Source organism: Chryseobacterium sp. AG844, assembly GCF_003182335.1.
Classification (GTDB): domain Bacteria; phylum Bacteroidota; class Bacteroidia; order Flavobacteriales; family Weeksellaceae; genus Chryseobacterium; species Chryseobacterium cupriresistens.
The window spans coordinates 1-13,319 of record NZ_QGTV01000010.1 but is presented as its reverse complement, the minus strand read 5'-3'; the positions used below and the strand labels follow the sequence as shown (position 1 = coordinate 13,319).

The following is a 13,319-nucleotide window of genomic DNA, read 5'->3' as shown; positions in this document are numbered from 1 at the left end:
TAAATTTGATTGAGATTTTTATTTGAAAAAGGTCACAAGGAGATATTTTATAAGCAGGAATTTTTAAGGACTGTCTTTTATTTGTATTAATAGCAAGAAGTTTGGTTCAGCTTGGTGAACCAAACCTGACGGGTTTTTAAAGCCCGGCAGGTTTTTAATTAATTGATACTTTAGGTCTAGGATGAGATTTTTCAGATTCCGAAAAATGTTTTTTTATTGTTTTACAACCTTATTTCCCACTCCTGTAATAGAAACATCCGGTTTCCCTGATTTTGTTCCTGAAGTTCTGTAGTAAACGGTGTTATCACCACCTTCCATGGATATTTTGTCTACTTTATCGATGTATATTTTGTTACCTGTTCCTGAGATTGTAACTTTTTTTGCACTCCCTTTTACCGTAAGCTTGTTATCACCACCTTCTACCTCAACAACGCCTCCGCTGAGTGTATAATTGAGTGTATGTCCTACACCTTCTACATGTACCACTTTATTGCCTTCGGTTTTCTCCACACCTTTTGTAGATTCTGTTTTTCTGGATTGTGAGAAAGCAGTAGCTGTTCCCAGCAACAGGAAAGTAAGAATTCCTGCGGTTTTAATATTCTTCATGCGAATTGGTTTTTTATTCGGGATAAATATAGATATAAAATGCTTTCTTCCAAGTGTTTCAAAAGTTAAATCATCTTAAATAAAGAGTCTTCATATGGCATATTGTATATTCCAATGACAAAAAAGCCCCGGAAAATCCGAAGCCTTAGATAAAATGGTATGCTGTAATGTATATTTACTTTACAATAACTCTCTTGATCTGTCCTTCTGACGTTTTTACCAGATAAACACCGGCAGAAAGTGTAGAAGTATTGATTGTTAAAGCATCCTTTTCTTTTCCGATCAATTTTCCGGACATATCGTACAATTCGTAATCCTGTTTTCTGTTGAAATAAAGTGTATTTCCTTTGTTGACAGGGTTTGGAAATACATTGAAAGCTGCCTGTTCAGATTTTATCTCACCTGTTCCAAGCGTAGCAGGCGTGGCTACTTCATACATGGATAAAGTTCCGCTGATCTCATTCGCAACGATCACATACCCTTTATTGGTTGTTGTATTTTCAGGGGCAATGTAAATGATTCCTTCAGGACCATTGTCTCCTCCGTATGCTGAAGTAGAACGGGAATGTTTGTAATCTGTAAACGTAGGGTTATTAGGGTCCGTAATATTATAAACCATAACACCTCCGGTTCTTTCCAGTGTGATGAAAGCATACGTCTGTCCGTTGATGTTTCCTAAAGCAACTCCTTCCGGTTCCGGGCCTTTGGCGCGGCTTCTGTTTTTAATACCGTTAGACTCGTTATCCGCATTGAAAATTAAAGGATGATAAGCTGAAATATATCTTTCAAACTGATCTCCGCTGTCGTAGACAATCTGTTTAGTATCAGCATTGAAAATAGAGAAAGAACGCGCTCCTAAAGCCGCCATTTCTTCAAACTCCGAATCTCCATCCGTATTTCCTGTAGCAGATGAAACCCTGAATCTGCCAAGATTATAAGCTGCTTTTAAAATACCTGCATTCGGAAACAATACAGGATCTAAAGTATAACTGTTAGCACCTACTGTAGTTCTTTCGCTGAATCCTGAAAGATCTTTTTCATCACCTTCATTAGCGGTTATAATATAATTGGTGTTTCCTATTTTATAATTCTGTACAGCGTCCGGAACATAGTAAGCTTTTACCGGCCAGTTGGCAATTAAAACCTCTCCATTGCTATCTGAGGCATCAAAACCGTTACCCGGAATACTCATGTCTTTTTTTCCCAATCCCCAGATTCCTGTGATGGTTTTTGTAACCAGATTAATCTCAGCAATGGCATTGTTTTCCTGAAGAGTTACCCATGCTTTCTGACTGTCGGCACTGATGGTTATATACTCCGGTTCCAGATCCTGAGAAAGGGTATTACTCGTTCTTACTTTTCTTAAACCGGCAGCGGTTAATGCTGCTACCTGATTATCAAAACTATTAAAATTAAGTGTTGTTACATTACTTTGGGTAAGATTTCCGATACCTCCGGAAATATCAATGATGCTGATAGTGCCTTCAGGGTCAATAGTGTAAGCATCATTAGGTTCTCCTTCATTGGCAGTAATTACTTTTGTTCCGTCAGGGGAGAATGTCACCATATCCGGTAAAGCTCCTACAGTTACCTGCTTCAGGAAATTTCCGTTGATGTCAAAAAATACTACAGATCCATTTTGCTGAGGATCAGTATTGGGAGAGGCGGCTGCAATGATTCCGTTTTTCACAGCGATACTTGTAATACCACCATAAGGAGTCATGTTCACTGTTTTTATGACTGAAGGTATTGAAGGATTACTGAAATCAATAATATCAAATACATCAGTAATCGAACTGATTGTGAATAAACGTTGTGTTGACGGATCATGAACCACAATTTCTGTAGAACTGTTATTATTTCCTGACGGGTCAAAACTTAGAAGATAATTCAGCTGAATCTGATGGGAAGGAACCGGAGCCGGTTTATCATTGTCTACGATATAAACCGTTGCAGAATTGTCTCCTGAAATAGTAGCTCCCACAGGATTTTCAAGACTTACTACAAAATATTCAGCCTGCTGTTCTGCCACTGTGTCATCAATAATCGGAATATTGACGGTGTAACTCGTTGTAGATGGACTAATGTTAATAGTCTGGTTGGCTAAAGTAAAATCATTGGAATCGGCTGTACTGAAAGGAGCAGGCTTTACAACAAGGTTTACCGTAGAAGCAGAAGGATTGGTAATGTTGATTTTAAATGCAAGATTTCCCGCATTTTCATTAACCTTAATAAAATTCTTTTCTAAAGCAACTGTTGTTCCAGCAGTAGTAAAAGTACTCGAAGTAACAGTGGTAATTCCATTATCACTAAAATCTTCCACCATATTGGGCTTAAGCGCTAAATAATAGGCTTGCCCCGGCACAAGTCCGGAAGCAGGAATTACAGTGATGGTATTGTTAGTGAATGTTGTAGTGAAAGGAATTGGGGTACCTGAAGAATTTCCCAGACGGAAATCAATAAGGTTCTGTGCATTGGAATCGTTGATCGCAGAATTATCTGTTAGCCTTATATTTTCGTTAAAAGATAAGGTCGGATTTACAGCCGTCGAAGCATTATTGGTATTGTGAGCAGGTAAATAAGTAACCGTTGGTGGAGTAGTATCAGGGCCTCCTGCTGGAACAGCATCTACTGTAAAGTTATCAAAACGGTTGTTCCCGCCTGTTCCACCTCCCGTTGCGGAAAATTCTACCTTTAATTTAAAGTTAGGGTTGTTATTAGCACCCGGTACAGCAGAAAAATCGAGTGTTATCAGCTGGGGATCTGCATCCTGAGGATTCACGGTCTGAAACTGTACAAAAGTAGTTCCGTCTGTGGAATAAGACCAGGTTTGTGTTCCTACTCCCTGACCGGATCTTCTGGTGGTGAACTTCACAATGATATTATTATAGCCCGTTGTAGGAAGATTAAACTGTAAAGCCCCTCCAATCGGATTGTTGAATCTTAAATGGGTTCCGGATCCATCACCGTTTCTGGCATTTAAATTTTGCAGACTAAAATTCTGTCCGGTACCTCCGGCAAAATCAATAACACTCGTTCCTCCTGCTATAGGTGCAAGAGAACCATTTACCATCGTAGAAGTAGGGGTCGTAATTGTGGATGCAGAAGCATTATCGTTAAAATTCCAGTAATGAATCAGTGTCTGCCCGAAAAGACCGCTCTGAAAGAAGAATGCGGCAATCACAGACCCTTTTAATAGGTAGTTGTTGATCATTTTTTATTTCAATTAGATAAATACAAAAATGAACTTTATACCTTGCAATTATTTTAATGGAACTTTAAGAAATGTTTAAAAAATAGGTTTATTTCCAATAAAAGATAAAAATTATGTGAATAAGAAACTTTATAGTGAAATTATTTTCCTGATTTTCCCGAAAAGTTTAAAATTGTTCCTGATTTATTTCCTTCCAAAGGATGTTTCTGCATATAAAAATATCCTGAAACAGCAGTCACAAGCAAGAGTACAAAAATAACCAGAACAATTCTTTTTAACATGTCTCTCATAGCGCTAAATTTTTAATATCTCTAATTTCTAAAGTAGATGTAGGGTATCCTTTTTGTGTCACATTGATCATTGCTCTACCCACTTCGTGTAAAGTTAATGATTTTGACTGAAAAAATATAGGAAAAATCCAAATAAAAGGTTTAAAAAACCATTTTACATTGATTTGACCCTCAACAGGTTTCATAAATCCCGGACGGAAATTATAAGTACCTCTGAAATTCATTCTTTTCAGATCATTTTCTGTTTTTCCTTTTACACGGGCCCACATCATTTTTCCACTCTCTGTGCTGTCTGTACCTGCCCCGGAAACATAGTTGAACACCATTTCAGGGTTTTGATTCAAAACGGCTTTTGCAAAATGAAGGGTTGTATCATAAGTGATTTGGGTGTATTCTTCTTCGTTCATGCCTATACTGCTGATTCCTGCACAGAAAAAGCAGGCATCATAACCTTTTAGTTTTTCATCATTCAGATCGAGCGAAAGAAAGTCAGGGACGAGATATTCTTTCAGCTTAGGATGCGTTTTCCCGGAGGGTTTTCTGCTTATGCTCAGGATTTCGGAAACATCCGGGTTTTCAAGACATTCCATTAAAACACCTTCGCCTACCATTCCCGTAGCTCCTGTAAGAATTATTTTGATTGGGTTCATTGCTTTGCTATTGATATAGGTATGACGGATAGGCATAGGGTTTTACTTTAAAATTTTGGATAAAAGATAAAAGATATTGTCTTAAATGTCCGGATTCAATAATTCAATAGGGGTGGGCTTTAGCCCGCCTTAAAAATGAGCCGCCTTGTACTGGATTTAGCTAAAACTTAATTATACAGATTGCTTCGTCGCTATGCTTCTCGCAATGACAATGGGGAAAACTTTTAAAATAAAAGCCAGCGCATTTTTGCGCTGGCCTTCAATATCTTTATAAGCTTTACTTTTTATGTTGCAGCTGACTGTAAATATTATGGATCAATCCGTCTGCTACGGAAATTTTAGGAACAAAGATCTTATTGATATCAGACCATGACATGACATTGTTAAAAATTCCCAGGGCATGTACCAATACATCGGCACGATCCTCTCTAAGGTTGTAGTTGGTCATTCTTTCTTCCACAGAAAGTTCATTGAATTCTTTGTAAACCTTTTTCAGATGAGACAGAGACATTGGTTTTCCATCTTTGGTCTTGCTCATAGAGAATACTTTGTTGATGTTTCCTCCCGAACCGATGGCAACAATCGGCTTTTTACTGACAATATTTTTCTTGATTTCCTCTTTCATTTCTTTCCAGTTATCCATCGTAACAAGATTGTTGAGAAGACGGATCGTTCCGATGTTGAAAGATTTTTCGTAAACCATCTTACCATTTTCGTAGAAAGTAAGCTCTGTAGAACCTCCGCCCACGTCAATATATAGATAGGCAAATTCTTTGTCAAGACCTTCTGCAACATGATTTTCGTAGATCAGCGTTGCTTCTTCATCACCGGAAATGATTTCAATATCAATTCCGGAGGTATTTTTTACCAGATCGATAATTTCATTACCGTTGGCAGCATCACGCATAGCACTGGTAGCACAGGCTCTGTAGTGGTCTACTTTGTATATTTTCATCAGATCACTGAAGATTTTCATAGAATCAATGACCATTTTTTCTCTTTCCGGACCTATCTTTCCGATGGTAAAAACATCCATTCCCAGTCTCAGAGGAATTCTGAGAAGGTTCAGCTTAATAAATTCAGGTTTTCTGTTATTGATCTTTACCTCATTGATAAGAAGGCGGGCTGCATTACTCCCTATGTCTATCGCTGCTATCTTCATTTCTTGCTTGTTTTAGCTTTTAAATATTTATAGGTTTCTATTTGTGATCGGCATTCTTTTTTATCATTTCTTACGTATTCATTGCTCAGTTTTTTATCTAAAATCCTTGCTTTTACGTTATCTCTAAGCTGGATATCAAGAATATCTTTTAATTCCTTCTTAAGGTTCTTATCAGTGATTTTAGCGGCTGCTTCAATCCTGTAGTCAAGGTTTCTTGTCATCCAGTCTGCGGAAGAAATGTACATGTCTTCAGCCCCTTTATTGTAAAAATACATAACTCTGGCGTGTTCCAGGTATTCATCTACAATACTGATAGCTTTTATTTTTTCTTTGAATTCCTTTTGATTTACAGCACAATAGATACCTCTTACAATCATTCTGGTTACCACTCCGGCTTTAGCAGCTTCATATATTTTTTCAATCAGTGCGCGGTCACTCATTGAGTTTACTTTGACAATGATTTCTGCTCTTCGTCCTGCCTTAGCTTCTTCGATTTCCTTATCGATATGGTGAACAATCTTTTCACGCATAAACTGAGGGCAAACTAATAAATTTTTACAAGTTTTCAAAATGGAAATAAAATCATCTTTCGGTTTTTTCAACACATTGAAGACTTTATTGATATCTGCCATGATGCCGCGGTCAGCAGTCAGCAGCAGATGATCACCATATATTCTGGCTGTTTTTTCGTTGAAATTTCCGGTACTTACGAAGCCATACTGGATTGTTTTATTGTGGGCTCTCTTCTTGATGACACAAAGTTTGGCATGTACTTTTTTGTTTGGAATGCCGACAAGTACGGTAATTCCCTCCGGTTCCAGCATATCTTTCCATTCAAGATTGGATTCTTCATCAAATCTTGCCTGAAGTTCAAGCATTACCGTTACCTCTTTACCATTTCTGGCCGCGTAGATCAGGGCATTGATGATTTTTGAGCTGCTGGCAAGACGGTAAGCGGTAATCTGTATTGATTTTACATCCGGATCCATAGCGGCTTCACGGAGAAGATCAATCACCGGATTATATTTATGATAAGGGAAAGTAAGGAGAACGTCTTCTTTTAAAATAACATCTGTTACTCTTTCCCCATGCTCAAACCCCTGATGCGTAAAAGAGGTTCTTTCCACAGGTCTTTCATACTTTTCAAATACATCGGGAAAATCCATGAAATGCTTGAAATTATGAATTTTTCCACCGGGAATGATGCTGTCTTTCTTGGTTAAGTTAAGCTTTCTGATAAGGAGCTCCAGCAGAGCTTTATCCATATCTTTATCAAAAACAAAACGGGTAGGCTTTCCTTTTCTTCTGTTTTTGAGTCCTTTTTCTATTTTTTCTGCAAAATTGGTTCTGATATCATTATCCAGATCCAGTTCGGCATCTTTTGTTACTTTAAATGCATTGGCTGCAAATTCATCATATCCGAAATAAGAGAAAATGTGCGGAAGGTTAAAGGTAATCACATCTTCCAGTAACATGACATTTTTTTCTTCCGGATCTTCCGTTGGCAGCAATACGAATCTTCCTACAAAACGGGAAGGAATTTCAATAATGGCATAATTACTGGAATACTGCCAGTCTTTTTTTCTCATGGCTACTCCCAGATAAAGACTTTTATCACGCAAATAAGGCATAGGAGTATTTTCGTGAAGGAGAATCGGGATCACATTGGATTCTACCACTTCATCGAAATATTGTTTGACAAATTCTTTTTGATTGGCTGTCAGGTTTTTGGCATTTTTAATAAAAACTTTATGGTCAGCCATTTCGGTCTGGATTTTTTTCCAGGTTTTATCAAAATTCAGCTGTTGTCTCATCACAACTTCATTGATTCTCTGAAGGATCTTGGATGGCGGCTGATAAAAAGATTCGGCAATCACTTTTTCCTTGAAATCCATGGCGCGCTTTAATCCGGCAACACGCACTCTGAAAAATTCATCTAAATTGTTGGAGAAAATTCCGAGGAAACGTATTCTTAAATGTAAGGGAACTTTTTCATCCATGGCTTCCTGCAAAACTCTTTCATTAAAGGCAAGCCATGTAATATCTCGGGGATTAAAGTGTATTGACATTCTAAATGTGTATATTTTATCAAAAATAATAATTCACAAAGATTCTGCCTCTATTTCTTAGGTTAAACTTTGATTAATTTTTGAAGATTGAATGTGGGATTCCTTCTATTTATTGGGACTTCTTGTAAAAGGTCTGGTTATCAGTTGTTTTTGCTATATTTATATCAGGTTATTATCAAAAATTTATTCATTATTTGAAAATATTTACCGGGATTATAAAAAACTTTTAGTCATGAAAAAATTGATAATCATACTTCTGCTGCAGTTATTTGGTTGGGGGCACAGTCAATATGTAGAGGTTCTGGAGAAAGGAAATCTGGACAACCTGTCTCCCCGGAAATTTATGATTCCTTTACAGCAGCAGGAAAACTATAAATCAGCATTTGTAGGAAGGTACAAAGCTTATTATCCCAATACTTATCTCGGACATTTATTTACAGCCATTGCTGATAAAGCAAAAAGTTCAGGAGCGAATGCTTATCACATTGTAAGCTTTAAAGAAGGAGATCATCAAAATGAATCTGAATTAGTAATAGATACTTATTATATACAGGATTCCGACATCAGACATCAAAGTACGCTTATTGAAAAAAATAGAATTTATATTATTGGCGAGCCCATTCTAAACGGCGGAAATACTTCAAAGTTTAAAGTAAACGGAGAGAAAAGAGAAGTGACAGACAATACATTTGCAGCCATTACTCTAAAGGAAAATGAAGAGGTGAAAATAGTAAAAGGAGGGATTACAGGAATGACGGTATGGGCAAAATGGAAACCGGAGCAGTTTAATAAATTCTACAGTTTCTCAGGTATCGGAATAGACGGTGTAGGTTTTGGAACAAATGGAGTGGGAGTTGGCATTAATACTGGAAGAATATATCCTGTGGATCCGGATCTTGGCTATTTTTTGATTCAGGTTTTAAAAGAAAGTAAATAAAACCTCACAGCAAACTGATGAAAGTTGACACATCTCCATTCAAAAAAATGATTTTTTTTCCTGAATATAATTTCAAAACCCCAGCTTTAATGGGGTTTTTATTTTTATTGTGTCATTTTGTCATATTTTTTTGAATGGTACAGATATTGAGAAATTGAGAGTGTAAATTAAAATTAAAAATAGAAAAAATATAAAATATTATGAGTAAAATAATTGGAATTGACTTAGGAACAACCAACTCTTGTGTTGCTGTAATGGAGGGGAAAGACCCTGTTGTTATTCCTAACGCAGAAGGTAAAAGAACTACTCCTTCTATCGTAGCTTTTACGGAAGACGGAGAAAGAAAAGTAGGTGATCCTGCAAAAAGACAGGCTGTAACGAATCCAACAAAAACTGTTTACTCTATCAAAAGATTTATCGGAACACACTTTAAAGATGATGCTTCTGAAATCACAAGAGTACCTTATAAAGTAGTTGCCGGACCAAACGATACAGTAAAAGTAAAAATCGACGATAGAGAATATACTCCACAGGAAATTTCTGCAATGACGCTTCAGAAAATGAAGAAAACTGCTGAAGATTATCTTGGCCAGGAAGTAACAAGAGCGGTAATCACTGTTCCTGCATACTTCAACGATGCGCAGAGACAAGCTACTAAAGAAGCTGGTGAAATTGCAGGTCTTAAAGTAGAAAGAATCATCAACGAACCTACCGCTGCAGCGTTAGCTTATGGTCTTGATAAAAACCATAAAGATCAGAAAATTGCAGTATATGACCTTGGTGGTGGTACTTTCGATATCTCTATCCTTGACCTTGGAGACGGTGTATTCGAAGTATTGTCTACAAACGGTGATACCCACCTGGGAGGTGATGACTTTGATGATGTGATCATCAACTGGATGGCTGACGAGTTCAAAGCTGAAGAAGGTGTAGACTTGAAAGCTGATGCCATTGCTCTTCAAAGATTGAAAGAAGCAGCTGAAAAAGCTAAAATTGAATTGTCTTCTTCTCCTCAGACTGAAATTAACTTACCATATATAACAGCTACTGCTACAGGTCCTAAACACTTAGTGAAGACTTTAACAAAAGCTAAATTCGAGCAATTATCTGCTGATCTTGTAAGAAGATCTATGGAGCCTGTTGCTAAGGCATTAAAAGATGCTGGTTTATCAACTTCTGATATCGACGAAGTAATCCTGGTAGGTGGTTCTACAAGAATCCCGATTATCCAGGAAGAAGTAGAAAAATTCTTCGGTAAAAAACCATCTAAAGGAGTAAACCCGGATGAGGTTGTAGCCATTGGTGCAGCTATTCAGGGAGGTGTATTGACAGGTGATGTAAAAGATGTATTATTACTTGACGTTACTCCACTTTCTTTAGGTATCGAAACAATGGGTTCTGTATTCACAAAATTAATTGAAGCGAACACTACGATCCCAACTAAAAAATCTGAAGTATTCTCTACAGCTTCTGACAACCAGCCGGCTGTAAGCATCAGAGTAGGACAGGGGGAAAGACCAATGTTCAACGATAACAAGGAAATCGGTAGATTTGACCTTACAGATATTCCACCAGCACCAAGAGGAGTTCCTCAGATTGAAGTAACTTTCGATATTGATGCGAACGGTATCCTAAGCGTATCTGCTAAAGATAAAGGAACTGGTAAAGAGCAGTCTATCAAAATCCAGGCTTCTTCAGGTCTTTCTGACGAAGAAATCGAAAGAATGAAGAAAGAAGCTCAGGAAAATTCTGCAGCAGATGCTAAGAGAAAAGAAGAAGTTGAAATCTTCAACAAAGCTGACGGATTGATCTTCCAGACTGAAAAACAACTGAAAGAATTCGGTGAGAAACTTTCTGCTGACAAAAAAGCAGCCATCGAAGCAGCTCATGCAGAATTGAAAACAGCTTTCGAAGCTAAAAATGCTGATGACGTAAAAGCTAAAACTGAAGCGTTAGATGCAGCCTGGATGGCCGCTTCTGAAGAATTATACGCAGCTGGCCAGCAGCCAGGTGCTGATGCAGGTGCTCAGAACCCTGGTGGAAACGCCGGAGCTGAAGATGTACAGGATGCAGACTTCGAAGAAGTTAAGTAATTATTGATTAATAATAATTAATAAAATATCGAAAATCCCCACAGACAGCTGTCTGTGGGGATTTTTGTTTTTTTTATATTGTTTGATTTTGCGTGTTTTTAACCGTTTTTAATTAGACATTTGTACCATATTTGTACCGGAACTTAATATGCGAAGAAGTGGAACTTAAGGATTTTTTTTATATCTTTAGTTTTTCTAAAAATATGATTAAGAGGATTAAAAGGGAATGTCCACATTGTTCAGAGCAGTTTACACCAAAGACTGTAACTTCGGTTTATTGTACAGAACAATGTTCCAAGAAGGCTTATCAAAAAAGAAAAACGGAAGAGAAGAGGGAAATGCGAAGACAAGCTTTGATTGCAAAGATTCCAATAGATAAAACATTTATCACTGTTCCTGAAGCAATATTGATTTTTGATATTGCGAAAACAACAATTTACAGGCTAATTAAAAATAAAAGTGTTCCTTCTGTTAACGAGGGATCTCGATTAATTAGAGTAGATAGACAGGCTTTGGAAAAACTTTTCCCTATATCTAAGCCAAAAACAGAAAAAATCAGTACAAATCCTTTTGTTTACGATCTTGCTGAAGAGAATTGTTATACGATAGGAGAGATTTCCAAAAAATTTCAATTACACGATACCAGCGTATACAAGCATATTAGAAAATACTCAATTCCTACTCGTCAAATTGGTAACTATGTTTATGCTCCAAAAAGCGAGATTGATAAATTATATAATGGAACTATAGACTAGCGTATGAAACAACTTTCAAAAACTCAAGTGACCGTTAGACTGCGTAAAGCTGAAGACAGAAATGAATGGTATGTCTATTTGGAAAGTTATCCAATTTTTGTAGCTGGCAAAGATGAGCCTCAACGTGATAGGGAATATTTGAATAGAATTGTTCAGACTGTTGAATGGGATAAAAAAAGAACAGGTCGTACTAATTCAAAAAGTGGTATAAAGACATTTAAGCCAAGGCGTGATGATAATGGTGTCATTATATGCAAAAGTGAACGCGATCGTGAAACTATGTTATATGCAGATGGAATTCGCAAACTTCGTCAAAAAGAGTATGATAGTGTAGATCTATATAGTGAAGGTGATGCTGTAAAAGCTGAATTACAAGAAAAGCAAAAAGAGAAGTTTACAGATTACTGTAATCGTTTACTGAAGAAAAGGCACGGGTCTGCAAACAGTTCAGATTCCATTAGAACTAACTGGAAATGTCTAATTGAATTTATTGTAGAGTTTGCGGGTGATGATTTAAGGTTTTCTAAAATTGATTTAAGTTTTGCTGACGATTTTAAGCTTTATCTTTTGTCGGCACCATATCGTGGAAATAAGAAAGGAACACTTTCAAATAATAGTGCTGCAACGTACTTTTCTATTTTTAAAGCAATAGTTTCCCAAGCTTTTATAGATGGATATTTTATGATTGACTTATCAGCAAAGATTAAAGGTATTGGAGAGCAGGAATCTTTCCGTGAACATCTCTCTCTGGAGGAACTTAATCTTTTAGTAAATACACCTTGTGAAAATGATGAACTGAAACGAGCATCATTATTTTCTGCTCTAACGGGTTTACGACATTGCGATATTAAAAGGCTTACGTGGAAAGAACTTGATGTGCAATCCAATCGAATCAAAATTCACTTCAGACAGAAAAAGACAAAAGGGGTTGAGTATACACCAATTTCTGAACAAGCAATTCAATTGTGCGGAACTCCAAGATTACCAGAACAACTTGTATTTGAAAATTTGCATGATAGCTCGTGGATTTCCAGACCGCTTGAAAAATGGATGCAAGCAGCTGGGATAACCAAACATATCACTTTTCACTGCTTCAGGCATACGTTTGCAACACTACAACTTTCTTTAGGAACAGATATTTATACTGTTAGTAAAATGCTGGGTCACACTAAAGTCACCACTACTCAAATTTATGCGAAAGTAGTTGATGAACTAAAAAATAAAGCAGCTGGTGCAATAAAGTTAGATGAAAGTCTTATCAAAGAAAATCAACAAATTTTACAATCAAACTAATAAAGATGAAAATTAAGTATTTTGAGTACATCTGTATGTACATTCCAATTGTTATTGTAAGTATGCTCTTGGGTGTTTTAGCTTGTAATAGCCACGACTTTATCTGACAGTTAGGGGTTAAAAATAATTGTCAGTTATCCAATATTATCCTTACTTCCAAAAGTAAGGATTTTTTGTTCCTCTGCAAGAGTTTCCAATAATTTCTCTTTTGCCATAGGTTTACTATCTAAAAACGTCTGCATCGGTGTTT

The 13,319-nt window shown here is 36.8% G+C and carries 10 protein-coding genes; 4 read left to right on the top strand and 6 right to left on the bottom strand.

Annotated elements, in window-relative coordinates; translation table 11 throughout:
- Positions 1-213 precede the first annotated feature (213 nt).
- The 6 genes from DEU40_RS11555 to ppk1 all read right to left on the bottom strand — a co-directional run bounded on the left by DEU40_RS11555 (position 214) and on the right by ppk1 (position 7,991).
- A complete protein-coding gene (locus tag DEU40_RS11555) occupies positions 214-606 on the bottom strand; it encodes a DUF3060 domain-containing protein (protein WP_110009976.1) in 393 nt (130 codons plus the stop codon).
- 175 nt (positions 607-781) lie between these two features.
- Entirely contained in the window at positions 782-3,820 is a 3,039-nt protein-coding gene (locus tag DEU40_RS11550) for a choice-of-anchor I family protein (RefSeq protein WP_110009975.1), read from the bottom strand.
- Between the two features lie 140 nt (positions 3,821-3,960).
- A complete protein-coding gene (locus DEU40_RS22450; RefSeq protein WP_156106575.1) occupies positions 3,961-4,110 on the bottom strand; it encodes a hypothetical protein in 150 nt (49 codons plus the stop codon).
- The gene (locus DEU40_RS11545) at positions 4,107-4,760 is read right to left on the bottom strand and encodes an NAD-dependent epimerase/dehydratase family protein (protein WP_110010095.1); all 654 of its coding nucleotides are present in this window, start codon (positions 4,758-4,760) and stop codon (positions 4,107-4,109) included. Before DEU40_RS11545 ends, DEU40_RS22450 begins: the two co-directional genes overlap by 4 nt.
- 277 nt (positions 4,761-5,037) lie before the next feature.
- Positions 5,038-5,922, bottom strand: a complete 885-nt coding sequence (locus tag DEU40_RS11540) for an exopolyphosphatase (protein WP_110009974.1) — start codon at positions 5,920-5,922, stop codon at positions 5,038-5,040.
- Positions 5,919-7,991, bottom strand: a complete 2,073-nt coding sequence (ppk1, locus tag DEU40_RS11535; RefSeq protein WP_110009973.1) for a polyphosphate kinase 1 — start codon at positions 7,989-7,991, stop codon at positions 5,919-5,921. The genes DEU40_RS11540 and ppk1 overlap by 4 nt, the downstream gene beginning before the upstream one ends.
- A 232-nt stretch (positions 7,992-8,223) precedes the next feature.
- Between ppk1 and DEU40_RS11530 the strand changes: the two genes are divergently transcribed.
- The 4 genes from DEU40_RS11530 (at position 8,224) to DEU40_RS11515 (ending at position 13,069) form a co-directional block, all read left to right on the top strand.
- A complete protein-coding gene (locus tag DEU40_RS11530) occupies positions 8,224-8,928 on the top strand; it encodes a hypothetical protein (protein ID WP_146207848.1) in 705 nt (234 codons plus the stop codon).
- Between the two features lie 200 nt (positions 8,929-9,128).
- Positions 9,129-11,021: a molecular chaperone DnaK gene (gene dnaK / locus DEU40_RS11525; RefSeq protein WP_110009971.1), complete on the top strand. Its 1,893-nt coding sequence runs from the start codon at positions 9,129-9,131 to the stop codon at positions 11,019-11,021.
- A gap of 158 nt (positions 11,022-11,179) precedes the next feature.
- Positions 11,180-11,776: a helix-turn-helix domain-containing protein gene (locus DEU40_RS11520; RefSeq protein ID WP_228406504.1), complete on the top strand. Its 597-nt coding sequence runs from the start codon at positions 11,180-11,182 to the stop codon at positions 11,774-11,776.
- A 3-nt stretch (positions 11,777-11,779) separates the two neighbouring features.
- Positions 11,780-13,069 carry a site-specific integrase gene (locus DEU40_RS11515; protein WP_110009970.1) on the top strand — a complete coding sequence of 430 codons (1,290 nt, stop codon included), beginning with the start codon at positions 11,780-11,782 and terminating at the stop codon, positions 13,067-13,069.
- The last annotated feature ends 250 nt before the right edge of the window (positions 13,070-13,319 follow it).

What these genes read in the sequence shown, in the direction of transcription:
- DEU40_RS22450 (WP_156106575.1), bottom strand. Translation starts at nt 4,110, where the DNA reads ATGAGAGACATGTTAAAAAGAATTGTTCTGGTTATTTTTGTACTCTTG.
- ppk1 (WP_110009973.1), bottom strand. Translation starts at nt 7,991, where the DNA reads ATGTCAATACACTTTAATCCCCGAGATATTACATGGCTTGCCTTTAAT.
- DEU40_RS11540 (WP_110009974.1), bottom strand. Translation starts at nt 5,922, where the DNA reads ATGAAGATAGCAGCGATAGACATAGGGAGTAATGCAGCCCGCCTTCTT.
- dnaK (WP_110009971.1), top strand. Translation starts at nt 9,129, where the DNA reads ATGAGTAAAATAATTGGAATTGACTTAGGAACAACCAACTCTTGTGTT.
- DEU40_RS11545 (WP_110010095.1), bottom strand. Translation starts at nt 4,760, where the DNA reads ATGAACCCAATCAAAATAATTCTTACAGGAGCTACGGGAATGGTAGGC.
- DEU40_RS11515 (WP_110009970.1), top strand. Translation starts at nt 11,780, where the DNA reads ATGAAACAACTTTCAAAAACTCAAGTGACCGTTAGACTGCGTAAAGCT.
- DEU40_RS11550 (WP_110009975.1), bottom strand. Translation starts at nt 3,820, where the DNA reads ATGATCAACAACTACCTATTAAAAGGGTCTGTGATTGCCGCATTCTTC.
- DEU40_RS11530 (WP_146207848.1), top strand. Translation starts at nt 8,224, where the DNA reads ATGAAAAAATTGATAATCATACTTCTGCTGCAGTTATTTGGTTGGGGG.
- DEU40_RS11555 (WP_110009976.1), bottom strand. Translation starts at nt 606, where the DNA reads ATGAAGAATATTAAAACCGCAGGAATTCTTACTTTCCTGTTGCTGGGA.